The organism is Couchioplanes azureus (assembly GCF_014648355.1).
GTDB lineage: Bacteria > Actinomycetota > Actinomycetes > Mycobacteriales > Micromonosporaceae > Actinoplanes > Actinoplanes azureus.
The window spans coordinates 175969-200338 of record NZ_BMQY01000003.1 but is presented as its reverse complement, the minus strand read 5'-3'; the positions used below and the strand labels follow the sequence as shown (position 1 = coordinate 200338).

The 24370-nt window shown below is 74.0% G+C and carries 21 protein-coding genes; 5 read left to right on the top strand and 16 right to left on the bottom strand.

Translation table 11 applies throughout. The features are described 5' to 3' along the window. Positions 1-27: 27 nt before the first annotated feature. From IEY99_RS12220 to IEY99_RS12195, 6 genes are all read right to left on the bottom strand, one after another. Complete coding sequence (locus tag IEY99_RS12220; protein ID WP_189202557.1) at positions 28-672, bottom strand: hypothetical protein; 645 nt, start codon at positions 670-672, stop codon at positions 28-30. Continuing rightward, positions 669-2072 (bottom strand): selenium-binding family protein, encoded by a 1404-nt coding sequence (locus tag IEY99_RS12215; RefSeq protein ID WP_189202555.1) that lies wholly within the window; start codon positions 2070-2072, stop codon positions 669-671. Before IEY99_RS12215 ends, IEY99_RS12220 begins: the two co-directional genes overlap by 4 nt. Before the next feature lie 58 nt (positions 2073-2130). Then, the gene (locus tag IEY99_RS12210) at positions 2131-4242 is read right to left on the bottom strand and encodes a sensor histidine kinase (protein ID WP_229798542.1); all 2112 of its coding nucleotides are present in this window, start codon (positions 4240-4242) and stop codon (positions 2131-2133) included. 124 nt (positions 4243-4366) lie between these two features. Next, positions 4367-5050 carry a tRNA (guanosine(46)-N7)-methyltransferase TrmB gene (trmB, locus tag IEY99_RS12205; RefSeq protein WP_189202552.1) on the bottom strand — a complete coding sequence of 228 codons (684 nt, stop codon included), beginning with the start codon at positions 5048-5050 and terminating at the stop codon, positions 4367-4369. 85 nt (positions 5051-5135) lie between these two features. Beyond that, a complete protein-coding gene (locus IEY99_RS12200) occupies positions 5136-6050 on the bottom strand; it encodes a TolB-like translocation protein (RefSeq protein WP_229798540.1) in 915 nt (304 codons plus the stop codon). Between the two features lie 522 nt (positions 6051-6572). After that, a complete protein-coding gene (locus IEY99_RS12195; RefSeq protein ID WP_373293354.1) occupies positions 6573-7238 on the bottom strand; it encodes a hypothetical protein in 666 nt (221 codons plus the stop codon). A gap of 122 nt (positions 7239-7360) precedes the next feature. On the opposite strand from IEY99_RS12195, the gene IEY99_RS12190 reads away from it, so the two are divergent. Further along, a complete protein-coding gene (locus tag IEY99_RS12190) occupies positions 7361-8134 on the top strand; it encodes an alpha/beta hydrolase (protein ID WP_189202548.1) in 774 nt (257 codons plus the stop codon). Here the strand turns inward: IEY99_RS12190 and IEY99_RS12185 are convergent. The 4 genes from IEY99_RS12185 to IEY99_RS12170 form a co-directional block, all read right to left on the bottom strand. Beyond that, positions 8131-9675 carry a GAF domain-containing protein gene (locus IEY99_RS12185; RefSeq protein ID WP_229798538.1) on the bottom strand — a complete coding sequence of 515 codons (1545 nt, stop codon included), beginning with the start codon at positions 9673-9675 and terminating at the stop codon, positions 8131-8133. The two genes, IEY99_RS12190 and IEY99_RS12185, sit on opposite strands and share 4 nt — an antisense overlap. 157 nt (positions 9676-9832) lie before the next feature. Continuing rightward, positions 9833-10738 (bottom strand): proteasome assembly chaperone family protein, encoded by a 906-nt coding sequence (locus IEY99_RS12180; protein WP_189202544.1) that lies wholly within the window; start codon positions 10736-10738, stop codon positions 9833-9835. Positions 10739-10831: 93 nt separating this feature from the next. After that, positions 10832-12460 (bottom strand): methyl-accepting chemotaxis protein, encoded by a 1629-nt coding sequence (locus tag IEY99_RS12175; protein WP_189202542.1) that lies wholly within the window; start codon positions 12458-12460, stop codon positions 10832-10834. A 99-nt stretch (positions 12461-12559) separates the two neighbouring features. Continuing rightward, entirely contained in the window at positions 12560-14914 is a 2355-nt protein-coding gene (locus tag IEY99_RS12170; protein ID WP_189202540.1) for a putative bifunctional diguanylate cyclase/phosphodiesterase, read from the bottom strand. 245 nt (positions 14915-15159) lie between these two features. Between IEY99_RS12170 and IEY99_RS12165 the strand changes: the two genes are divergently transcribed. Together IEY99_RS12165 and IEY99_RS12160 are read left to right on the top strand one after the other, a co-directional pair. After that, positions 15160-15768 (top strand): EcsC family protein, encoded by a 609-nt coding sequence (locus IEY99_RS12165; protein WP_308427045.1) that lies wholly within the window; start codon positions 15160-15162, stop codon positions 15766-15768. A 69-nt stretch (positions 15769-15837) separates the two neighbouring features. Next, positions 15838-16443 carry a hypothetical protein gene (locus IEY99_RS12160; protein WP_189202536.1) on the top strand — a complete coding sequence of 202 codons (606 nt, stop codon included), beginning with the start codon at positions 15838-15840 and terminating at the stop codon, positions 16441-16443. Here IEY99_RS12160 and IEY99_RS12155 read toward each other — a convergent pair. The 6 genes from IEY99_RS12155 to IEY99_RS12130 are packed head-to-tail and all read right to left on the bottom strand — an operon-like array spanning position 16431 to position 22263. Beyond that, the gene (locus tag IEY99_RS12155; protein ID WP_229798537.1) at positions 16431-17276 is read right to left on the bottom strand and encodes an NAD-dependent epimerase/dehydratase family protein; all 846 of its coding nucleotides are present in this window, start codon (positions 17274-17276) and stop codon (positions 16431-16433) included. The genes IEY99_RS12160 and IEY99_RS12155 overlap by 13 nt on opposite strands. Further along, complete coding sequence (locus IEY99_RS12150) at positions 17273-18346, bottom strand: cytochrome P450 family protein (protein WP_189202534.1); 1074 nt, start codon at positions 18344-18346, stop codon at positions 17273-17275. Before IEY99_RS12150 ends, IEY99_RS12155 begins: the two co-directional genes overlap by 4 nt. Then, entirely contained in the window at positions 18343-19074 is a 732-nt protein-coding gene (locus IEY99_RS12145; RefSeq protein WP_189202532.1) for a glycosyltransferase, read from the bottom strand. Before IEY99_RS12145 ends, IEY99_RS12150 begins: the two co-directional genes overlap by 4 nt. Continuing rightward, positions 19071-20522, bottom strand: a complete 1452-nt coding sequence (locus IEY99_RS12140) for an AMP-binding protein (protein WP_189202530.1) — start codon at positions 20520-20522, stop codon at positions 19071-19073. The genes IEY99_RS12145 and IEY99_RS12140 overlap by 4 nt, the downstream gene beginning before the upstream one ends. Next, the gene (locus IEY99_RS12135) at positions 20522-21256 is read right to left on the bottom strand and encodes a glycosyltransferase family 2 protein (RefSeq protein ID WP_189202529.1); all 735 of its coding nucleotides are present in this window, start codon (positions 21254-21256) and stop codon (positions 20522-20524) included. Before IEY99_RS12135 ends, IEY99_RS12140 begins: the two co-directional genes overlap by 1 nt. Then, positions 21253-22263, bottom strand: a complete 1011-nt coding sequence (locus IEY99_RS12130; protein WP_189202527.1) for a 3-oxoacyl-ACP synthase III family protein — start codon at positions 22261-22263, stop codon at positions 21253-21255. The genes IEY99_RS12135 and IEY99_RS12130 overlap by 4 nt, the downstream gene beginning before the upstream one ends. Before the next feature lie 78 nt (positions 22264-22341). On the opposite strand from IEY99_RS12130, the gene IEY99_RS12125 reads away from it, so the two are divergent. Both IEY99_RS12125 and IEY99_RS12120 read left to right on the top strand, forming a co-directional pair. Then, a complete protein-coding gene (locus IEY99_RS12125; RefSeq protein WP_189202525.1) occupies positions 22342-23913 on the top strand; it encodes a Na+/H+ antiporter in 1572 nt (523 codons plus the stop codon). Further along, on the top strand, positions 23910-24176 hold the full coding sequence (locus IEY99_RS12120; RefSeq protein WP_189202523.1) for a UBP-type zinc finger domain-containing protein: 267 nt from the start codon (positions 23910-23912) through the stop codon (positions 24174-24176). Before IEY99_RS12125 ends, IEY99_RS12120 begins: the two co-directional genes overlap by 4 nt. The last annotated feature ends 194 nt before the right edge of the window (positions 24177-24370 follow it).

The following is a 24370-nucleotide window of genomic DNA, read 5'->3' as shown; positions in this document are numbered from 1 at the left end:
GGCCGTCGGTGGTGACGTCCGTGCCTGCTATGCCGTCAGGGCGATGGTCAGGGCGCCCGCCGTGACCATCACCGCCGCCCACAGCTTGTCCACGTTGAACCAGGCACGGCGCAGCATCCGTAGCCCGGCCCACTCGTAGACACCGACCGCGCACGCACCCAGCACCGCGAACATCGCCACGGTGTGGACGGTCGCGGCGAGGATGCCGGTGAGGGCGCCGGCCGGTGCGCTGCCCCACAGCGCCGTGTGGGTCGGGTGCGGGGAAGCGGCCCCCGACGTCGTCGTCAGCACCGGCAGGAGCATGAGGCCCGCCCCGTGCGCCGAGGACATCAGGAACGACCAGCCCGCGAGCTGGCCGGACGACAGGCGCATGCCCGCCCACCGGAAGTGCCGCGCCGACAGCAGCCGCCACAGGCCGAAGCCGACCAGCGCCACACCGCCCGCGATCGCGACCGTGTTTCCGGTCACCGCCGACTCGGTCGCCGAGACCACGGCCGCCACGATCGCCACCGAGGCGAGGTGGCCGGCGGCGATCGGGGGCAGGGAGGTGAGCAGGACCGTACGGCTGGCCTCCTGCATGCCGCGCGCGACCGCGAAGAGCCAGCCCATCGCGGGGTTCAGCCCGTGGAAGGCGCCCAGTGCGGCGAGCGCGGCCAGGTGGCCACCCGTCACGGGAAACAGTACGAGTCGGACGAGGCGTCGCCGCCCTGCAGTCGCGTCTGGTGCACCCGCAGGCCCCGGAAGTCGTCGCCGTGCGGGAAGAAGCGCTCGTCGAGCGTCATGCCGCCGGACTGGGTGTCCACATCGATCTTGGCCATCCAGGCGCCGACGCCGTCCGGGTAGAACTGGTCGTCCCAGGACCCGTACAGCGAGTTGGTGACGTAGACCCGGCGGCCGTCGCGGGAGATCTCCACCATCTGCGGGCCGCCCGCGAGGCGTTCGCCGGGAGAGGCGGGGTGGGGCACGCGGCCGGTGATGCCGCCGAGGCGGATCGAGCCGGTCTGGCGAGGGTGGAAGGGGTCCGAGACGTCGTACTGCTTGAGCTCGCCGGTGCCCCAGCAGGAGACGTAGAGGAACCTGTCGTCGACGGACAGGTCGATGTCGGTGACCAGCGGGGGAACCGCGCCGAAGGGCTGCAGGGCCGGGGGCAGGTCCGCCACGTCGGCCGGCTCGGCGGGGATGTCGACGACCTTGGTGACGGCGAACCCGCCGCCGTCGCGGTGCCAGACCCAGACCGAGGCGGACAGGTCCTCGACGCTGGTCACGACGCCGACGAAGCCGTACTCCTGGCGCGGGTCGTGGGCCGGGCGCAGCTCCAGCGGCATCTGGTACTGGTCGCCGAGGTCGACGGTCTGCACGAGGGAGCGCTTGGCGAGGTCCCAGAAGTGGATGCGGTGGCCGTACTTGCGGCCGAGGAGCAGCTCGGGGTCGATCCCGTTCTCGATCATCGACGGCGTGCCCCACTCCGAGGACACCAGCACGTCCCGGGTGAGGTGCCACCAGAAGTCGTACGCCAGGTACTGGTCGCCGCGGTCGCGTTCCCACGGGCCGCGGACCTCGAAGGTGGTGTGGTCGAGCACCGCGATGCCGCCGGGGCCCTCGGCGGAGGCGCCGCCCAGCGCCGAGACGTAGATGCCGTCCGGTCCGCAGTGGACGGTGTGCGGGCGGGAGTAGCCCGCCTTGCCGGCCAGTTCCTCCGCCGGGATCTCCTTGACCAGCACCGGGTTGCGCGGGTCGTCCTTGGTGTCGAGCACGTACAGCCGGGAGGACCGCAGGCCGGGAACGATCAGGTATCGGCGTTCGACGTGCGGGTGCGGCGCGGTGGGGCAGAGCGCGCTGCTGCACGCGTTCCAGCCGAAGTGGTGCAGCTCGTCGCCCGGGTGCGGAAGATCGGTCCACCCCACGACCTTCCCGTACGCCGCCGAACCGGGGTCGGTGTCCAGGACGGCGATGGCGTCCGGCCGGGTGGCGGAGCGGTCGAAGGCCGCGACGTAGGCGAGGCGCTCGGCGGGGGCGGTGAGCGCGTCCCGCGGCGAGGCGTAGAACGTCGGATCGGGTGTCCACCGGGTCATACCGCCATCCTCGTCCGGCGGCCGCCCGGTGAACAGGGTCATACCTGTCAACAGGTGGTCAACGGGCGTCCAGGGGCAGCCGGACGAGGACGGTGGTGCCCGGGCCGTGGTCCTCGGTGAGCTGGATGCTGCCGTGGTGGCGCTGCACCACGGCCCGGCTCAGCGTCAGGCCGAGCCCTGAGCCGGGGATGGCCTGGTCCCGGACGCGGCTGGTCCGGTAGAGGCCGGTGAACATCTTCTCCCGCTCGTCCGGGGGAACGTCCACCCCGGAGTCGGTGACCGCCAGCTCGGCGGCGCGGCCGGCGACCCGCAGGCGTACGGTGATGCGCCCGCCGTCCGGGCTGAACCGGACCGCGTTGCCGAGCAGGTTGTCCACGACCTGCCCCAGCCGCCGCCGGTCGCCGGGCAGCACCAGCCGGTCCGGCAGGCTCTCGTCGACGGTGAGCGGTTCGTTCTCGATCGCCTGACGGGTACGGGTGATCGACTCGCGCACCACCTCGACGAGGTCGACCGGGGCAAGATGGACGGAGGCGTGCCCGGTGTCCAGCGCGGAGAGCTCCAGCAGCTCCTCGATGATGTGCCGCAGCTGGGTGGTGTTGCGGTCGATCACCTCGAGCATCCGCGGCCCCTCCCGCACCAGCATCTCGGCATCGGCGTCGCGCAGCAGCTCGGTGTACGCGCCGATCGACGTCAGCGGTGTGCGCAGCTCGTGCCCGATCAGTGCCAGGTACTCGTTCTTGGTGCGGGTCAGCTGCCGCTGCAGGTCCTCGACCATCCGCCGCTCGACGAACTGGCCGATGTGCGCAGCGATCCCGGACAACAGGGCGACCAGCTCGTCGTCGGGGTCCTCGGCACTGTCCGCGAAGACGCTGAGCACGCCGAGCGTATCCAGCCCGTTGCGCACCGGGATCGCCAGGGCCGCGTGCAACTGCGATCCCGTCGCGGTGTCCGACGAGATCAGACTCTGCGGCCGTCCGACGTCGCGGATCCACAACGGCTTGCCGGCCTGCCAGGCCCGCCCGGCGAGCCCGGTGCCGTACGGCAGCTCCGGCGGCACCCGGATCTCCGCGGACCACCCGGGGACGTGCCAGTGCGCGGCCGACCGGACCACCCCGGCGGCGTCGTCGGCCAGCCACAACTCGGCATGCGTCCAGCCGAGCGTCCGGACGATCGCCTCCAGCACCCGCGGGCCGGCCGCCTCCACGCCGGGCGCCTCGGCCAGCGCGGTGATGACGTTGAGCTCGCAGGTGCGGAACCGCTCGGCCCGCTTGCGCCGGGTGATGTCCTGCACGGCCTGGACCGCCCCGAGGGTACGCCCGTCCGGCCCGATGATCGGCTGGGCGTCGACGACGTAGTGACGGGTCCGCCGCCCCGGCCCGGAGAAGGTCAGCTCGTGGTCGCGCAGCCGCTCGCCGCGCAGGGCCCGGTAGAGCGAGATCTCCTCGGGCCTGACCGCGTTCCCGTCGCCGTCGGTGAGCTGGGCGAGGACCGCGTCGCCGTCCAGGTCGCCGGGCATCCGCGCGGCGTCCCAGAGCTGTTGCATGCGGGCGTTGACCAGCAGGATCCGCCCCTCCGCGTCGCAGGCGGTCACCCCGTCGTGCAGGCTGTCCAGCACGGCGTCGAGGAACCGTCGCTGCCGGTCGATCTCGTACGCGGACAGCCGCTCGGTGATCAGCAGCGTGCCGACCTGGGCGGCGGCGGCGACCGCGGCCCGGTCGTCGTCGTTCCAGCGCCGGGTCTGCGCGTCGAAGGCGCCCAACGCGCCGATGATCTCACCCCGCTCGTCGCGGATCGGCCGGCCGAGGTAGGAGCCGCCCAGGCCGTGCCGGCGGATCGGGGAGCCGGCGGGGACCCGCTCGTCGGTGGTGAGGTCGTCGATGACCAGATCGGCACCGGTACGCACGACGGTGCCCGCGAGGGTGTTCTCGAACGGGATGTCCGCGTAGTCGGCCCGGGGCAGCGGGAGACCGTACTCGCCGTACAGCACCAGCCGGTCGCCGTCGACGAAGTAGACGACGCCGCACTGCGCGTGCACCGCCCGGGCCACGAGCGCGGCCACCTGGTCGGCGGCGTCGCTGATCAGCGCCGCCCGCGGGATGCCGGCCCGGTCCGGGGAGGCGGGCGGCGCCGCCTCGGTCGCGGAGGCTGGCTCCGCATCACCACTTCCCACCCGCCCCACCGGCCTCGGACCCTGCGGGCTCTCCAGGCGTGTGAGGCCCAGATCGCTTCGTGGCATGCTCCGCCCTCCGCCTCCCAGGGTACGGGCGCGAAAGCGGTAAAGACGGCAAACCGGCTCAGCGTCGCCGGTACACGAGGTCGAAGATCTCCCGGCCGGCCCGCACGCCCCGCTGCTCGAACTTCGTCAGCGGCCGGTGCGCCGGACGCGGCGCGAAGCCCCCGTACGCGTTGGCGAGCCCGGGGTCGGCGTCGAGCGTCTCCGCCATCGCGGCGGCGTAGTGCGCCCAGTCGGTGGCGCAGTGCAGCGTGCCGCCGGGCCGCAGCCGTTCCCGCAGCAGGGCGACGTGCGCGGGCTGGATCAGCCGCCGCTTGTGGTGCCGCGCCTTGGGCCACGGATCCGGGAAGAACGCGTGCACGGCGTCCAGGCTGCCGGGCGCGAGCCGGCGTACCAGCTCCATCGCGTCGCCGTGCGCCACCCGTACGTTCGTCAGGGACCGCTCGCGGACCAGGGCGAGCAGATTGCCGATGCCCGGGGTGTGCACCTCGACCCCGAGATAGTCCCGGCCGGGGTCGGCCGCGGCCATGGCCGCGGTGGTCTCGCCCATGCCGAAGCCGATCTCGAGAACCCGGGGAGCGTCGCGGCCGAACACGTCACGCAGGTCGAGCGGGCTGCGGTCCCCGTCGACGACGGTCAGGCCCAGCTCGGGCCACAACTCGGCGAAGGCGTCGGCATGCCGGTTGCTCATCCGGCCGCGACGGGGATGAAAGGTACGGATCGCCCGCTCGGTCGTGTCGCTCATCAGGCGCCCCACGATACGCACCACGCCGGCCCGAATCCGGACCGGCGTGCTGTTCTTCGGTTCTAGGGGTGGGGTCGTGCCGGGGCTACCGCTTCGGCTGGACGCTGGGCTGCGAACCCTGGTGGAACGGCGTGCGGGCGCCGGTGGTCAGGTTGACGACCATCACCCAGGACCCGTTCCGGTAGGTGCCGGTGGCGACGGCGCGGGCCGAGTCGACGTACGCGAGCTCCCGGTCCTGGCTGGCGCCCACGGTCCGGGTGGACCCGGTCGCGGTGTCGTACTCCACGACGTGCACGGGCTGGTCCTCGGCCGCGGTCTCGCCCTTCTGGTACGCGGTCCACGCCAGCTTGGCCCCGTCGCGGCGCCAGCTCGGCAGGACGGCGAAACCGGAGTTCTGCCGGCTGCCCCCGCCGTACGCGGCCACGGTCTTCTCCCCGCCGGTGGCGATGGTGCCCACGGTCAGGCACGCGTCGTAGATCGACTCGCAGTCCCCGCCCCGGAAGGCCACCCTGGTCCCGTCCGGCGACCAGGCGACGGCGTCGTCGGTCCGCAGCCGCTCACTGAGCGACCCGGTGGGCGCGGTCCGCGGCGCGGGCTCGGCCGGCAGCTCCTCGCCCCGGCAGTACGAGGGGAACACGACCTCCGGCACGGCGTTCACCGCGGTGGTCGAGATCTTGTAGACGCCCGGCCCACCCGAGCAGGACAGCGACGCGAAGGCGAGGAACCGCCCGTCGGGCGACCACGAGGCCCCGGCGGCGGCCCGCGTGGTGACCCGCCGCTTGGCGCTGCCGTCGGCCTTCATGGTCCACAACTGCCCGCCCTTGAGCAGCGCGATCGACTTCCCGTCGGGAGCCCACTGCGGCCGAGACCATCCGCCGCCGGTGGTCAGCCGGGTCTCGGCGGCACCCTTGCTGACGTACACGTCCCCGCCCCGCACGTACGCGACCAGCGTCGCCATGCTCGGCACCGAGGCCGCGGAAGCGGGCGCCGCGATCGCCACCCCGGCAATCCCCGCCGCCGCCGTGAGAAGACTTCCCGTAACCCGCCCGATGACCGACATGACCAACGCCCCCCGACGTCTTGCCCCCGCTTACACCGGAGACATCGTCGCAACCGCGCTGCACCTAAGAGGTTCCCACTCCGAAACCGAAAAAATCCGGACCGTTCGGACGACCCCCACCCACGCCCAAGCCCAGCCCCGCCGCCCGGCCTCCAGCCCCATCGCCCAGCCTTGCCCTGCTCAGCCCTCGCCCAGCGCGGCCCCGCCCCGCTCAGCCTTCACCCGGCGGTCCCGCCCGGCGCGGTCCCGCCTGGCCGGACCGGCCCCGCCTGGCCGGACCGGCCCCGCCTGGCCCCGGCGTCTCCGTCCGTCCGGCCCGGCCTTGCTCAACCGCGTCCGGCCCGGCTTCGGCCCCGCCTTGCCCGGCCCCGCCCGGTGCGCTCCGGACCGCCCGGCTTGGCTCGCCCCGCTCCCGACCCGCCCGGCCTCGGGGCCGGACGGGGCCGATCACGGCTCGGCGCGTCAGGCGGCCGTAGCGGTCCACATGGCGGTGAACGCCGCGGCCTCGCCGGCCAGCCAGCGCTCCACGTCGCCCGTCCTGGCCGCCGGGTCGATCCGGTGCGTCGTCCCGCGCCGCAGATCCACCAGGACCGGCTCGGCGTCCGGCAGGATCTGGTCCATGTGCCGGGCCATCAGGTGCAGGGTCGCCGTGACGACCTCCGGCGTGGGTGGTTGCTCGTCGAAATGCAGGCGGACCGCTTCCCGGCGGTCGTCCGCCAGCCGGAGTCCGAAGTGGGGGTTGATCTTCACTGCCAGCGGCCCGACCGAGGCCAGCGCCTCGCGGATCTGGGCGAGGCTCACGTCCGCCGGATCGCCGAGGGAGTGCACGTAGGTCAGGGCGCCGCCGCTGACCGCCTCGTAGAGCGGCTTCCACCGGGGCTTCACCAGGTCGACGACGCCGGTCAGGTAGCTGCCCCCGGTGCGGAAGGCGATGTCGGCCTTGAGGGCCTTGACGAGCTGGCCGTGCGGGTTGAAGCCGGTGCGGCGCTCGCGCTGGCGGCGCAGGCCGCCGACGAACGTCGCTTTCGCCGGCCCCGTGCGCGCCACGTAGCGCGTGAAGCCGAGCATGGTCGCATAGGGCGGGATCGAGGGCACCGAAGCGGACAAAACGGGCGTGGTCACTGTGATCTCCCCGCAGGTCAGGCGCTGTTTTCGTACACACATTCTAATCGACGGGTACGACATTCCCAACGGCCCGGAACCCCGCCCCGGGCGACCTGCGCCGTGCGGGGACCGCCGATACTGGTGCGATGGCTCTGATCCGGTGTGACTTCTCGTCCGAGGCGCTCGCGCTCGCCACGTCCATGACCGTGCTGTTGCCGCAGGCGGCGACCAACCAGATCGGGCTCAGCGGCCGGGCGGGCGGCGCCGCTCCGCCGGTGCTCTACCTGCTGCACGGGCTGACCGACGACGACACCGCCTGGACCCGGTACACCTCCGTCGAGCGGTACGCCGCCGCCAAGGGGATCGCGGTCGTCATGCCGCAGGTGCACCGCAGCTTCTACGCCGACGAGCGGTACGGTGCCAAGTTCTGGACGTTCCTGTCCGAGGAGCTGCCCGAGGTGGTCTCGTCCTTCTTCCGGGTCTCCACCCGCCGCGAGGACACCTTCGTCGCCGGGCTCTCCATGGGCGGGTACGGCGCCTTCAGGTGGGCGCTGCGTCAGCCCGGCCGGTTCGCCGCCGCGGCCAGCCTTTCCGGGGCGCTGGACCTGGCGTACATGTCCGAGTGGGACAAGCGGCCGCACATCACCGAACTGATGGCGCGGGTCTTCGGGGACCGGCCGGTCGCCGGGACCGACGACGACCTGCTCCACCTGGTGGCGCACGCCGGCGGGGAGCTGCCCCGGCTGCTGCTGCGCTGCGGCACGGACGATCCCCTGATGGCCCAGAACGAGCGCTTCGTCGCGGCCTGCCGCCGGCACGGCGTCGACATCGACGCGGGCTTCGGACCGGGCGCGCACGAGTGGGGCTACTGGGACGCCCAGATCCAGACCGTCCTGGACTGGTTGCCGCTGAAGGACTAGGACTGCAGCGCGGACGCCATCCGCGCCTGCTCCTCGAGCACCTCGTTCATGCGGGCCTGCACGGCGTCCATCTGCCCGATGGTCTCGCTGGTGGTCAGGATGCCCGCCGAGACCGTACGCGCGCTGTTCTGGATGCCGTTGATCTGTTCCGACACGCGTTGCGTGGCCTCTGCGGTCTCCCGGGCCAGGTCCTTGACCTCACCGGCGACGACCGCGAAGCCGCGGCCCACCTCGCCGGCCCGGGCCGCCTCGATGGTCGCGTTGAGGGCGAGCAGGTTGGTCTGGTCCGCGATGGACGAAATGATCTTGATGACGTCGCCGATGGCGGTCGACGCCTGGCCCAGCGCCTCGACCTCCTGGGTCATCTCCGACGCCCGGGAGACGGCGTCCTGGGCCACCCGGGTGGCGTCGTCGCTGGCGGCGCGCAGCCGGGACACCGTGTCGAGCAGCGAGCGGGCGTTCGCCGCCGCCACCTCGTTGCCGCGGACGATGTCGAGCCGCTGCGACACGAGCTGGGCCACGTTGCGCAGGGCGGACGCGCGGGACTCCGACAGCTCGATGTACTCGGTGGTGAAGAAGTCCATGGTGCCGATGATCCGGCCGTGGCTCACCACCGGGAAGCAGACCCCCGACCGGACGCCGGCCCGCTGTGCCGCCGGCCCCCGGACGCAGTCGGTCAGCTCGCCGATGTCGCGGACGAACACCAGGTCCTTGCTGCGCCACGCGCGTCCGGAGAGCCCGACGCCCTCGGCGAAGGTGGCCGCCAGGGTCACCTTGCGGAACTCGTCGCCGGCCGAGCCGGACTCCACCGCGAACTTGAGGACCTGGTCGACCTCGTCGATCTCCCAGTACGAGCCGTACGCCCAGTCGAACGCGGTCCGCACCGAGTCGAGGGCGATCCGCAGCGTGGTCGGGACGTCCCTGGCCTGGCCGAGGGCGGTGACCACGTTCGTGACGGCGAGCCGGTCGTCGGCGACCTGGCGCAGCTCGGCGGCGGCGAGCGCCGAGAAGCGGGCGCGTTCGGCGATGCGGGCGATGGAAGCCCACTTCTCGGTCCGCGGACCGTCGATGTAGAGGGGCTCGGCCGAATAGTACTCGAGCACCGCGATGACCTGGTTGTCCCGCAGCACCGGCATGACCACGGCCGCCTCCATAGACGCCCGCGCCGCCGCCTGGCAGCGCAGGCAGTCCTCGCACTGCTCCAGCGCGTCGACGTACACCGGCTGCTTGGTGCGGGCCGCCCGGCCGACCAGGCCGGCGTCCGCGGGCGCGGAGTGCCCCGAGATCACGGAGTCCAGCTCCCGGACGATCGAGCCGGTCTCGTACTGGATGACGACCTGGCCGTTGCCGTCCGGGCGCCAGACGGCGCCGTAGCTGAAGTTGTGCGAGGCGACCGTGCTGTCCACGGTGACCTGCCAGGCGGAATCCTCGTCCCGGACGTTCTCGAGATCGGAGATGAGCTTCTCGAGCGCCTCGACGTCGCGGGGGACGGGGCGCAGCGCTACCGGGTCCGCCGCAGCCCGCGATCGGAATGAGATCACCGGGACACTCCTGTCACTCGACGCCCGCCTGACCCGTCCCATTCTGGGGCAGGTCAGCCCTTTTCGGATGCCGATTGACCGAACAGGTAGCCACGTGCGGTGACGTCCCGGAAGGACGGTCGTGCCGGGACGGGCGGACCCGCCCCGGCCGGGCCGCTCAGTCGGTGTCGCGCGCCTGCTCGGCGAGGAAGCGTTCCAGCTCCGCGCCCAGCTCCTCGGCGCTCGGCAGCGCCCCGCCGGGCTCCGCCAGCAGGTTGCCGGTGCGGCCCCGCAGGAAGGCGTCGTACTGGCCCTCCAAGGAGGTCACCAGGCGGCTCGCCTGCTCGTCGTCGGCGACCTGCTTGTCGATCTCATCGCGCACCTCGGCGGCCGCCTCGTGCAGCGCCGCGGTGGGCAGGACCAGGCCGGTCGTGTTGGCGACCGACTCGACGAGCAGCTCGGCCGCGGCCGGGTACGCGGTCTGGGCCAGGTAGTGCGGGACGTGCGCGGCGTAGCCCATGGCGTCGAGGCCGGCCTCGCCGAGGCGGAACTCGAGCAGGTTGCCGACGCTGGCCGGCACCTGCACCCGCTGCAGCCACGAGTCACGCTCGCCGAGCAGGCGGCGGTCGGTGGCGTGCGCGGTGACGCTGACCGGCCGGGTGTGCGGCACGGCCATCGGGATCGCGTTGAGACCGACGGTCAGGCTCACGCCGAAGCGCGCGATGAGCCCGCGGACGGCCTTGATGAAGCGTTCCCACTGCAGGTCCGGCTCGGGGCCGGCGAGCAGCAGGAACGGGGTGCCGGTCAGGTCCCGCAACAGGTGCAGCGCCAGGCTGGGCCGCTCGTAGCTCTCCCAGTGGTCCTCGACGAAGATCATCGGAGGGCGGCGGGAGCGGTAGTCGAGGAGCTGGTCGAGGTCGAACGTCGCGAGGACGCGTTCCCCGAACTGCTCCAGAAGGTGTTGCCGGGAGAGCTGAATGGCGCTCCCCGCGTCGACGAACCCCGTGAGCGCCTGGACGAGCACCACGCCGTCCAGCTCAGGCAGGTCGTCGGCCAACTCGTAGAGCCCGTGTGGGTCGAGCACGCTGCGGACCTCCTCATGTCACGCCCGTGGACCCACGGGCGATAGGAGCACAACGCCCTCGTCCGGGGGTTCATTCCCGCGCCGGCGCCCCCCTTACACGCGGAACTTGCCGACCAGCGACTGGAGCTCCTCGGCGAGGCGGGCCAGTTCGTCGGCGGTGCGCCGGGACTCGGTCACGCCCTCGTTGGTGCTCTGCGCCGCCTCGGCCACGCCCGCGATCGTGTGGGCGATCTCGGTCGAGCCGTTCGCGGCCTCGGCGACGCTGCGCCCGATCTCGGTGGTGGTGGCGGTCTGCTCCTCCACCGCCGAGGCGATGGTGTCCGAGTACGAGTTGATCCGCTCGATCACCGCGGCGATCTCGCCGATGGCGTCGACCGCGGCGGAGGTGTCGCTCTGGATCGCCTGGATGCGGTTGGAGATCTCCTCGGTCGCCTTGGCGGTCTCCTGGGCGAGGTCCTTGACCTCGCTGGCGACCACCGCGAAGCCCTTGCCGGCCTCGCCGGCGCGGGCGGCCTCGATGGTGGCGTTGAGGGCGAGCAGGTTGGTCTGCTCGGCGATCGAGGTGATCACCTTGACGATGTTGCCGACCTCGGCGGACGAGACGCCGAGCTTGGCGACCGTGTTGTTCGCCGACTGGGCGACCTCCACCGCGCCGCGGGCCACGCCGGCGGCGTCGGCGGCGCTGCCGGCGATCTCCCGGATCGAGGCCGTCATCTGCTCACTGGCAGCGGCCACGGTGTCCACGTTGCCGCTCACCGAGCCGGCGGCGGTCGAGACGAGCTCGGCGCGCGAGCTGGTCTGCTCGGCGTTGACCGCGATGCGGCTGCTGACCTCCGCCATCTCCTGCGCGGAGCCGGCCAGCGTGTGACTGCTGCCGGTGATCCGGGTGATCGTCTCGCGCAGCGTGGCGGTGGCCCGGTCGAGCTGGTCGCCCATCCGGCCGACCTCGTCCCTGGTCCGCAGGCCCGCGGTACGGGTCAGGTCCCCCTCGGCGATGCCGTCGATGACCTGGGAGACCGCCCGCACCCGCGCCACGATGCTGCGCGCGATGGCCAGGCCGAGCAGGGTGGCGAGGGCGAGGCCGACCACCAGCGTGGTGATCACGATCGTCCGGGCCGAGCTGTTCGCCTCGGCGACCGCGGCCACCCGCTTCTTGGCGCCCGCGTCCTCCTTCACCGTGAGCTGTTCGAGCTTCTCCTTCGAGGCGAGGATGGCCGGGATCAGCTGCTCCTGGCGGGCGGCGATGGTGGCCCTGGGGTCGCCGGCGTCGGCGGTCTTCAGGAAGGCGTCACGAGCGGTCTTGTACTTGCCCCAGAGCGCCATCGTCTCGTCGGTCAGCGCCGGGTCGACCGACTTGGTCCGGTAGGCGGCGACGGTCGTCTCGATGCGGCCGTCGAGCTCCTTGATCATGCTCGCGAGCTCGGGTGCCGGCGTCTGGCCGTAGGCGATCACGTAGCCGTGCATCGAGCCGACGTCCGAGGTGACCCGGTTGAGCTGCTGCAACCCGACGTAGCTCTCCTCGTAGAGCTTCGCGCCGACCGTGTTGACCTGGGCCAGGCGGGCGAGGGCGACGATGGCCACCATGGCCGCGACGATCGTCATCGCGCCCACGATGATCAGGATCTTCGCGTTCAGCGACCGGTTGCCGAGCCAGGCGCGCAACGGGTTGCCGTCCGCGGTCCGGTGACGGGACGACGATGCTGTCTTCGGGGCGGCAGGCATGTGGTGGCGACCTCGCGATAGTGGGCACGGGACGGAATCGTCCCCTCCCACTATCGGTTGTCGTCCGGGTTCGCTGAGGTGGTATCCGGCAGACCGGGCTCAGACGGTCAGCGGCCGGTGCGCGTCCAGGTGCTCGTCGACCTGAGCGGCGGACAGCGGGCGGGAGAAGTGGTAGCCCTGCGCGAAGCGGTAGCCGAGCCGGAAAAGGGTGTCGGCCTGCTCGGCGGTCTCCACACCCTCGGCGATGGCCTGCAGGTGCAGGCCGTTCGTGATCTGGATCATCGCGGTGGCGATGACCGCCTCCTCCGAGCGGCCGCCGATCCCGTCGACGAACGACTTGTCGACCTTGAGGGTGTCCGCCGGGCAGGTACGCAGCAGGCCGAGCGAGGAGTGCCCGGTGCCGAAGTCGTCCAGCGCGATCCGTACGCCGAGCGTGACCAGGTTCTGCAGCGTGTCGAGCGCGACGCCGCCGTCGAAGACCGCGGTCTCGGTCACCTCGACGACCAGCTTCTCCGGGTCGAAGCCGGTGTCGGCCAGGGCCGCGCGCACGTCGGCGGCGAAGCCGGGCTCCCGTAGCTGGCGGGCGGACACGTTGACGCCGATCTCGCCCGGCGCGGCGGCGCCGTAGCGCTGCTGCCACTCGGCGGCCTGCCGCAGCGCGGTCCGCAGGATCCAGTCGCCGAGCGGCACGATCAGTCCGGTGCGCTCCGCGATCGGGATGAACACGTCCGGCCCGATGAAGCCGCGCTCCGGGTGCTTCCAGCGGATCAGCGTCTCCAGCGAGGTCCACTCACCGCCGGGCAGCGCCACGATCGGCTGGTAGACCAGCGAGAAGTCGCCGTTGTCCAGGGCCCGGCGCAGCTCGGCACCGAGCTGGGCGTCGGCCGCCTGGTCCTGTTCGAGGCGGGCGTCGTACACCGCGTGCCGGCCCTTGCCGCGCTCCTTGGCGGCGTACATCGCGAGGTCGGCGCGGCGCAGCAGCTCCTGCGGGCTGGCCTCCGGCCACACCTCGGCGAGGCCGATGCTCGCCTTGACCAGCAGGTCGTAGCCGAGGGCGTGGACCGGCCGGGTCAGCGACTCCGCGATCCGGTCCAGGACCTCGGTCGCCTCGTCGCTGCGCAGGCCGTGCAGCAGCAGGCCGAACTCGTCGCCGCCGAGCCGCGCCACCACGTCGTCCTCGCGGACCGCCTCGCGCAGCCGGTCGGCGACGACGACGAGCAGGGCGTCGCCCACGGCGTGCCCGAGCCGGTCGTTGATCGCCTTGAAGTCGTCCAGGTCGATGAGCGCCAGGCTGAGCGTGTCGGCGCCGTCCGCCGAGCCGCCGGTGGCGGCCAGCGCCTCGCTGGTCCGCTGCTCGAACAGCGTCCGGTTGGCGAGGTCGGTGAGGGCGTCGTGGCTGGCGCGGTGCTCGAGCTGGTCCTGGAAGCGGTTGAGCTCCAGCAGGCTGGCGTCGACGCGGCGCAGCAGCCGGCCGTTCTCGGCGAGCGCGTTGATCTGGCGGGCCACCACCAGCGCGGTCAGCACGACGGCCGCCAGGGCGACGGTCAGCACCACGTGACCCGCGCCGCTGCTGACCACCAGCAGCAGGCCGTCGGTGCAGGCGACCGCGACGTAGGTCACGGTGCTGAAGGAGTCGCCCTGTTGCACCGGCACGTCCAGGCGGGCGGCCCGGCGCTGCCGGTCGGCCGCGAAGGCGACGCACAGCAGGGTCGCCGGAACGAACATCATCGAGCCGCTCAGGCCGGGGTGCAGCTCCACGAAGATCGGGAAGAGCCCGCCCCCGGCCGCCCCGACGGCCGCGCCGACGGCCAGCAGCCGGACGGCGATCCGGTCGAGGCCGCCGAAGCCGCTCACCGCGACCTTGACGAAGGCGAGCGCGCCGATCAGGCCGAGCGCGGTCAGCGTGAGGATCGGTACGGCGTCACCACTGCCGTCCCGCCAGGCGTGCAGCACCCGGGTGATGAGGTACCAGGAGAAGATGCCGAGCGTGACGGTGACCGTGGCGGCGTCCAGGAGGAACCGGACCATGACCCGGTCCCGCCGCCCGCGGGCGTCCATCGGCAGCCACAGCAGGGTCCAGAGCAGGACGACCATGGCCACCGCGTACGCGATCGTGGTGGGGACGTCGTGGTCCTGGTCCATCGCACCGGGATTCCGCGCGTAGTACCGGGCGTCGCCCGCGACGCCCAGCGCGATGAACAGGCAGACCAGGGACAGGCACCGCCAGACACGCGCGGTCACCCGGTCCAGGCCCTCGGTGGACGCGGTGTGCCAGCACGCCCAGCCCGCGACGGCGGTGCCGACGAGGGCCGGCAGCCAGCCCCAGACGACCGGGGTGCGCTGCTCGGCGTGGTTGACGGCGAAGAGCATGATGGAGGCCACGAGGACCCCGGCCGCCGTCAGCAGCACCGGAGTCGGCCGCAGCCGCTCCACCTGCTGTTCGTCGACCGTCATGCGGCGATGCCTCCCCGTCGGCTCTGGTGCCTCTGTCCATCGCTATCGGTCGGACGGGGTATCGCATGAGCAGAACAGCGCGGCCGGTAGGGCCGCTCAGGTGCGGTAAAGCGGGGCAATATGGTGAACCCATGTCGTGCACGTGCATCTGCAAGGCACAATGGCACGAGCATTTCCCGTCCCCTCGGAGTGAACTGGTGATCGAACCCGACGATGCCGGCCTGCCCGGATCCCTCTGGGCCAGGATGAAGGCCGACCCGCAGTACGCTCCGGAACACCTCGCCCTCGAGGCGGTCCGCCGGATCGGGCCGCAGGCCCGGCGCTGGGCCGAGCGTGCCCGGCAGGAGCAGCCGGGGATCACCGGCGCGGACCTGGCCGACCAGGCCGTCAAGCGCTTCATGAACCACGCCCGGCTCTCCGGTGCCGTCTCGGGCGCCGCCGGGCTGCCCGGCGCGGTGGTCGACGTCGGGGTCCTCGCCTGGACGCAGGCAAGGATGGTGCTGCACATCGCCGCCGCGTACGGCGTCGACCCGGCCGGCCCCGAGCGCGCCACCGACCTGCTCGTCCTGCAGAAGGTGCACAAGGTCGCCGAGACGGCGCGGCTGGCCCTGGGCGTGGCCGCGGGCCGCGAGCGGGCCAGCCGGCTCTTCGCCGGCGCCGCCGACCGGCCGCTCACCGGCGTGATGCTGCGGCTGGGCGTCAAGCTGGCCCAGATGGCGGGGGTACGCGCGGCCAAGCGGATGTTCGCGAAGGTCGTGCCGGGCGCCGCGGTGGTCCTGGGCACCTGGGTCAACTCCACCGCCACCAAGGACCTCGCCCGGCGCACCCGGGAGCTGTACGCGGCCGACTCCTAAAGTCGCCCCCGCTCCCGACGATCTCTTGCGGACATCGAGAGGTCCGTGCGACGAGGGGGGGAGGCACGCATGAAGCACCGCCGGCGATGGCTGCTGCTCCTGGCGCCCCTCCTGCTGGCCGGCTGCGGCGGGCTCGGCGGCTCCTCGGCCATCCCCACACCGACGACGTCCACGCAGGCACCCGACAGCAGCGGTGACTGGCTCGTGGTCTCCCGGGGCAAGGCCACGCCCTCGCCCAAGCCCACGAGCGGCGTGCCGCCGTACCCGTTCCCGACCGCCGGCACCGTCGGTACGGTGGCGGCGACGACGCCGGCGCGGCCCACTCCCGGCGCGACGTGCGCGGCGACCGACGTGCACTTCACCCACATCGGTCCGCTGGAGGTCGTCCCGGGCACCACGACGGCGACCGTCAGGTGGCCCGACATCAACGGCTACAACCTCGTCGAGTACCGCCTCACCGCGATCAGCCAGGACGTCATGCTGGGCCCGCAGCGCGACATCGGCTGGATCGAGGTCGTCCCGAAGCGGGACTGCGCGATGCTGACCGCCACGGTCAAGAAACTCGACCGGAAGACCGGCTACGTGTTCTCGCTCGACGCGGTGGTGACCCGGCAGAGCGGCTCCGGCACCCGCGCCGGCACGATCCTGCGCTCGGGCGTCGTCTACACCAAGTAGTCCGCCAGGCTCAGCCGTGGCCGGTAGCCCTGGTCGCGAGCGCGGGCCAGGTCCAGCACCATGCCGTCGGTGAGCTGGTCGACGGCGTAGCGGGTCAGCGACGGCGTCACCGCGGCCAGCCCCCGGACCAGCGCGGCGGGTACGTGGCGCACCGGGACCCCGAGCACCCGGCCGAGGACCTCGTCGCGCCGGTACGCCGCCGCGTCCGCGATGTTGTACGCCCCCGCGGGCCAGTCCAGCGCCGCCAGGCAGGCCGCCGCCAGGTTCTCCACCGAGGTCAGGCTCAGCGGCACGTCGGCGCCGGGCAGCCAGGCGTACCCGCCCCGGACGACCCGGCGCAGCCGCGGCAGCAGGTGCCGGTCGCCGTCGCCGTAGACCGCGCGCGGGCGCAGCACGACCGCGCCCGCGGCCAGGGCCAGCCGTTCCCCGGCCGCCTTCGTGCGGCCGTACGCGCTCCGCTGGCCGTCCACCGGGTGGTCCTCGGCCACCGGCCCCCGGTACGGCCCCGGCCGGTACACGCTCGCGCTGCTCACCCACACCACCGGGCGGCCGTGGGCGGCGCGCAGCAGCCGGGCCGTGCCGTCGACGTTGACCGCCCGGTAGGCCGCCTCGGCGCGCTCGCCGGGGCCGGGATCGCCGACCGCGGCGGCCAGGTGCACGACCGCGTCGGCGCCGGCCAGATCGGGCTGCTCGCGCGCGGCGTCCCAGCGGACGTGCCCGCCCACCGGTCCGGGGCGCCGGCCGACGCAGACCACGTCGTGGCCGGCGGCCGCGGCGAGCCGAGCGACGGCCGTACCGCAGAAGCCGGACGCGCCGGTCACCGCCAGCCTCACGACGCCCGCACCACCAGCGACCGCCACGAGGGCAGGGCCGCGCGGCGGTCCACCCGGGCCCGGACCACCACCGGCCGGTACGGCGCCAGCGCCCGCAGCACGTCACCGAGCTGGGTACGGGCCAGCCGGGCCCCGGGGCAGGCGTGCGGCCCGGCGCCGAAGGCGAGCTGGGCGATCTGCGCGGGAGCCGGGCGGCGCGGATCGGGGTCGAGCCCGTGTGCGTCCAGCGCGTGGCGGGCGACCAGCAGCATCCGGTCGCCGGAGCGCACCGGGCAGCCGCCGGGCACCGGCAGCTCGCCCGGACCCGCCGCGACCCGGGGCAGCAGCGGCGTGGGGGCGGTCACCCGCAGGAGCTCGTCGGCGAGCGCCGGGCTTGCGGCGTACTCCCAGAGGCTTGCGTCGCACGCCCACGCCGCGGCGCGCGGCACGGCGGCGATCGTCGTGGTGACCGCGGCCACCGCCAGCATGGCGGCGAGCGCGGCATGCTCCCCGCCGTCCGGCGCGACCAGTGCCGTCAGTTTCCCGGTGGCCACCCGCGCCGCCGCCTGGGCGCTCCGCCGGCGCAGTCCGGGCAGGTGGGCCCGGGCCGCCGCGTCGGCGGCGTCACGGGCCGCCGCGGCGAGCGCCGGCCCGTCGACCGCCACGCCGAGCAGCGCGGCGGCGGTGCTCCCGGCCAGCTCGGCGGCGACCGGTACGAGATCGACCTCCCCGCCGCCGGCCAGCGGGCCGAGCCGCCGTTCGAGCAGCCGCGCCCATCCCGGCCGCAGCCCGGCCACCGCCTCCGCGCCGAGCGCGCCGGACGCGGCCCGGCGGGCGCGGCGGTGCTCGGCGCCCTGCTGGTCGAAGAGGAGGGCGCCGCCGGCGAGCCGGCCGGCCGCGCCGCCGGTGGTGCCGGGCGCCGTCCGGTCCAGCGGCACCCGGGTGAGCGCGGCGACGAACGCGGCCCGGTCGTGCACCAGCAGCGTGCCGCCCAGCCGCAGGGCGGGACGCCGGCGGGTGGCCGCCAGCAGGGCGAACAACACCGGGTGGCTGCCGAGGTAGACCCTGCGGTCGCGGGTACGGGCGTTCATCGCACGTGCACCGTACCGGTGGGCCGGTACCGCCGGTCCCAGTGCCACAGCAGCGTGCGGCGCGGTCCCCAGCCGCGCAGCCGCCGCAAACTCGTCTCGACGACCAGGTCCTCGGCGCGGACGATCCGGTCGCTGTGCTCGCGGGCCCGGTTGAGCAGGGTCACGTCCTCGGCGCCGTCCTCCAGGGCCTCGCGGGGGGTGCCGCCGCAGCGCTCGTACAGGTCGGCGGTGATCGCCAGGTTGTGGCCGTGGACCAGCACGAACGGCGCCCGTGCGGTCGCCGAGCGGTGCTGCCACCGGCCGACGCGGGCCGCGGCGCGCACCACGGCGGGATAGATCCTGCGCTGCGCCCAGCTCGGGTGCTCGTCGCCGCGCGGGACGCTGCGGCCGCACGCCAGCTCCACCCGGTCGAGCAGCGACCGGCCGGTGGCGACCCAGTCCGGCGCGGGCAGGCAGTCGGCGTCCGTGCGCAGCAGCTTGGTGGCGCCGCCGGCGATGGCGTACCGGAATCCGGTGTCGGCGGCGGTGCCCGCGCCCGGGCGCGGCTCGGTCACCACCCGGACGTCGCCGGGGAAACCGGCCGCGAGCGCCGCGGTGCCGTCGGTGGACGCGTTGTCCACGACCACCAGCGTGAAGTCTCGGTCGGACTGGGCCGCGAGCGCGGCGAGCGTCCCGGGCAGCAGCCGGGCCTCGTCGAAGGCGGGGACCACCACGGCGAGCGCCCTCATGACAGCGCCGCCAGGCGTGCCGCCGCGGCCCGGTCGGGCTTGCGGGACCGGCCGGAGAGCGGGACCTCGGCGAGCACCACCGCGTCCGGCCGCGCCGAGCCCATCCGCTGGAGCGGGAGGCGCAGGGCCGCGTGCACCGTCCCGGCGGAGACGCCGGCCGCGGGCTGCACCACCGCGACCACCCGCTCGTCGCCGTCGCCGTGCGGTACGCCCACGATCACGGCCAGCTCGACGCCGGGGACGTGCAGCGCGGGCTCGTACAGTCCGGGATAGATGTTCTCGGCACCGCGCAGGATCATGTCCTTGCAGCGCCCGCCGAGCACCACGCGGGTGCCCTCGACCCGGCCGACGTCGCCGGTGGCGATCCACTCCCGGGGCTCCTCGCCGAGATAGCGGTGCGCGGCGTTGGCCCCGGCGAGCAGCAGCTGGCCCCGCTCGTCGGTGCGGGCGCGCACGCCGGGCACCAGCTCGCCGACCAGGTCGCCGGAGGCGGTGAACGCCGCCTTCTCGGTGGCCTCCACCGCCGCGGCGGGGAAGACCTCGGTGAGCGCGTAGACGCCCCAGGCCTCGTCCGCGCCCGCCCTGCGGACCCGCCCGAGCAGCTCCGCGCTGACCGGGGCGGAGCCGCTGTAGACCCGCCCGGTGAACCGGACGCCGGCGGCCAGCGCGGCGCGCACCTGCGGCGGCGTCAGGTAGGTCGCCTGGGGAGCCAGGCGGGCCGTCTGCCGCACCAGCCGCTCGGGGCGGCGCTCCGGCAGCGCGACCGGTGCCCCCGCCGCCAGCGCCGGGACGAGGACGAAGAACGTGCCGCCCAGCACCGGCCGGTCCGCCCGCACCCGGACCAGGTCGTGGACGGTACGCAGGCCCGCGTCGAGGCCGGCCCGACTGTGCACCACGGCCCGCGGCCGGCTGGTCGTGCCCGACGTGAAGACCACCACCGCGTCGCCGTCGCCGTCGTAGCCGCGGGGGACCGGCCCGGCCGCCGGCGTCATCGCCGCCGCGCAGCCCGGCAGCCGCCGCCCCACGGTGACGACCGGGGCCAGGGCGGCGAGGTCGGGCAGGGCGAGGCGGGCCCGGCGGGCCAGCGGCGCCGCCCAGCCCGCGACGGCCTGCGCCGCCGCGTCGGCGAGGACCAGCCTCGGTCCGGCCGTGGCCAGCCGGGCCCGGAGCACGTCCGGGCCCGCGGCCGGATCCAGCACCGCCACCCGCAGCCCCAGGTGGTACGCCGCCAGCAGCACGGCGAGCGAGCGCGGCCCGGGACGTACGGCGACGCCCACCGTGTCGCCGGCGGCCAGCCTGCGCGCGTGCAGGGCGGCCGCGTAGCCGCCGGTCAGCCGGCTGAGCTCGCCGCGGGTGACGCGCACCACCGGCCGGCCGCCGCGCCCGCAGCCGAGTACGGCCGGGCGGGGGTCGTCGTCGCGCAGGCCCGCGATGAGGTCGGCGAGCATCAGCGGGGGTCCACCGTGCGCGAGCCGCTGCCGCGGTCGAGATACCACCGGGCCGTGCCGACGATCCCGTACGCCGCCAGCCGCCGCGTCGAGTTCTCCACCACCATCGCGCGGCTGTGCCGGATCGCCGCGGTGGTGCGGCGTACCCGGTTGAGGAACGTGCGGTCGGTGGGGGAGGGACGCCGGGGCATGCCGCCGCACGCCTGGTAGAGCTCCGCGGTGATCGCCATGTTGTTGCCCGCGTGCATGCGGTAGGGGGCCAGATACCCCTGCGCCCGGTGCGCCGGGCGCAGCCGCCCGAAGGCGGCGGCGAGGGCCACCAGGCCGCGGAACGCCGCCCGGCCGAGCGGCCCGTGCTCGTCGCGCCGCGCGGTGATCCGGCCGCACACCATTCCCGCGCCGCCGGTCAGCTCGGCCCGCGCCGCCGCCAGCCACCCGCGCCGCGGCAGGCAGTCCGCGTCGGTCCGGGCGAGCAGCGTGGCCCCCTGGGCGATGGCGTGCCGGAAACCGGTGTCGACCGCGCAGCCGACGCCCTTCTCGGGCTCGACCAGCACATGCACCCCGAAGGGCGCCGCGAAGCCCCGCGCGATCTCCGCGGTGCCGTCGGTGGAGCCGTTGTCCACCACGAGCAGCGTGAAGTTCGTGTCGGTCTGCGCCGCCAGGGCGTCGAGCGTCTGCCGGATCCGCAGCCCCTCGTCGTACGCCGGCACGATCACCCACAGGTCCGTCGTCATGACACTTCCCAGACCATGGTCATCAGGCTCACGCCGCCGCCGAGGCCGACGAGCAGTACCCGGTCGCCGGGGCGCAGCCGGTGGTGGACCCGGGCCAGCTGCACGCCCAGCGTGGCACTGGCCATGTTGCCCAGCTCGGTCACCGTGACCTCGAGCTTGTCGGCCGGCACCCCGGCCACCTCGACGAACCGCCGCAGGTAGGGCACGCTCACCTGGTGCACCAGGACCCTGGCGTAGTCGTCCCAGCCCAGGCCGGTGCGGTACGCGACCCGCTCCAGCACGCCGGTCCCGATCTTCTCGAAGATGCCCCGTAGCCGGTGCCCGTCGCCGGTGAAGTAGGTGTGCTCGTCGCCGCGCGGGTGCCGCGAGCCGCCGCCGAAGATGCCGCCGGCCGGCCAGTGCTCGGAATGGGTCTCGCTGTCGACGTCCAGGATGCCGCCGGCCTCGACCGGCTCGACCAGCACGGCCGCGCCCGCGTCGCCGAAGGTGTAGCCGGCCATCGCCGTACGCGCCTGCGCCATGCCGTCGAGCGCCGGGCGCATCGCGCGGGTGGGGGTCTCCCCGGTGACCACCAGGGCCCGACCCGCCCGGCCGGCCATGATCATCGAGCGGGCCAGGTCGATGCCGTTGAGGAAGCTGTTGCACGCGTTCGTGACGTCCAGGGCGTGCGCCCGGCTGCCCAGCGCCGCCTGCACCACGTGCGCGGTCGCCGGCTCCACCATGTCCCGGGTGGCGGACGCGAACAGCAGCAGGTCGACGTCGAGCGCGTCCAGCCCGGCCTGGGCCAGGGCCCGCCGGCCGGCGCGGACGGCCAGGTCGGAGGCGTACTCGTCGGCGGCGGCGACCCGGCGCCGGTCGATGCCGGTGGCCCGCGCGAACATCCCGGCCGGCAGCGGCAGGCCGCTCGCCGTGGCGACCCGCCGTTGCAGGTCGGCGGTGCTCACCTCCCGCTCGGGCAGGGCGCTGGCCACCGCGGTGATGCCCACGCGGGGAACGATCGAGGTCATGGCCGCCAGCCTCCAGCATCGCCCGGGCCGGGTGCGTGAGTAGAACGGCTCAAATTTTCTAGGCCCTAAGCTGCGCGCATGCAACCCATCGTCGACACCGTCGTGATCGTGGCGATCTGTGTGCTCGGCGCCGCGCTGGCCCGGCGGCTCGGCTTCATCGCGCCGCTGGTGCTGCTGGTGGCCGGTCTGGGCCTGTCCTTCGTGCCCGGCGTCCCGGAGATCCGGGTCGAGCCGGAGCTCGTGCTGATCGGCATCCTGCCGCCATTGCTCTACGTGGCGGCCCTGCAGACCAACCTCGTCGCCTTCCGCCGGGCGCTGCGCCCGATCCTGCTGCTCGCCGTCGGGCTGGTGATCTTCACCGCCTTCGTCACCGGCTTCGTGCTGCACGCCCTGCTGCCCGAGGTGCCCCTGGCGGCCTGCGTCGCCCTGGGCGCGGTGGTCGCCCCGCCCGACGCGGTGTCGGCGACCGCGATCGCCCGCCGCATCGGCCTGCCCCGGCGGGTGGTGGTCATCCTCGAGGGCGAGAGCCTGCTCAACGACGCCACCGCCCTGGTCATGGTCCGGATCGCGGCCGCGGCGCTGCTCGGCTCGGCGGTCGGGTTCCTCGACATCGCCGGCGAGGTGGCGCTGAAGGCCGGCGGCGGCGTGCTGCTCGGCCTCGTCGCCGCGGTGGGGGCGGCCTGGCTGCACCGTCGGATCGTCGACCCGCTGCTCGACGACGCCGTGTCGCTGCTCACCCCGTTCGTCGTGGTGATCGTCGCCGAGGAGGTGCACTCTTCGAGCGTGGTCGCGGTCGTGGTGGCGGGCCTCTACCTCGGGCACCGGATCCCGTACCTGTTGTCGCCGACGTCGAGGCTGCAGATGGACGCGGTCTGGCGGCTGATCACCTTCCTGCTGGAGGGCGTCGTCTTCCTTCTCGTCGGTCTGCAGCTGCGCGAGCTGATCGGCCACCTGGAGACCGGCGTGGCGAGCACCGCCCGGGTCACCGCACTGGTGTTCCTGACCCTGGTGGCCGCGCGCTTCGTGTGGGTGTATCCGGCCACCTACCTGGCCCGCCTCGTGCCGCGGATCCGGGCCCGCGAGGACCGCCCGCCGCCCGCGGTGCCCACCGTCGTCGCGTGGGCCGGCATGCGCGGCGTCGTCACGCTCGCCGCGGTGCTGACCCTGCCGGAGGCCGACGAGGTGGCCGGCGGGTATCCGCGTGACCTGTTCGTCTTCGTGGCGTTCGCCACCATCGTGCTGACCCTGCTGGTCCAGGGCACCACGCTGCCGATGCTGGCGCGGCGCCTGGGCGTGCGCGAGGACACCGCCGCCGAGGACGCGCTCGCCGAGGCCAGCGTCCAGCACGCGGCGAGCCGCGCGGCCCGCGAGCGGCTGGAGGAGCACGCCGAGGGCGCGCCCGCCTCGGTGGTCGAGCGGCTGCGCGCGCTGACCGACAGCCGGGCCAACGTGGCCTGGGAGCGGCTCGGCAGCCAGGAGCAGGAGACCCCCTCGGCGGCGTACGGCCGGCTGCGGCGCGAGATGATCTCCGCCGAGCGGCACGTCTTCAAGGTCGCCCGCAACGAGGGGCGGATCTCCGAGGAAGTGCTCAACCGCGCCCAGCGCGAGCTCGACCTGGAGGAGTCCCAGCTGACCCGGAGTGACGATTGACCTGCGAGCATCTCGAGAAGGCCACCGACGCGGTCCCCGCCTCGCCCTACCAGGCCGGCTGCCCGGAATGCGTGCCCGCCGGCTTCCGGGACTGGGTCCATCTGCGGGTCTGCCTGGAATGCGGCTACGTGGGCTGCTGCGACTCCTCGCCGCGGCGGCACATGTCACGGCACCACGAGCAGACCGGGCATCCGGTGATGCGCTCGTACGAGCCGGGCGAGAAGTGGCGGTGGTGCTTCGTCGACGAGGTGCTCGGCCCCTGATCCACCCGGTACGACCCACCCGGCGAAGTATCTGCGGGTAACCGGACAGTCGCGCAGACGTCACCCGCCGCATCGGTGAGAATGACCGCTGACCGGCCGTACAGGATTGAACCGCGCCAAGGCGGGGCATTCGTGCCCCGCTCGCGGCGAGGCCCCTCGCGGCCGCGGGCACCGACGGTCGAGGGTGGGAGCAG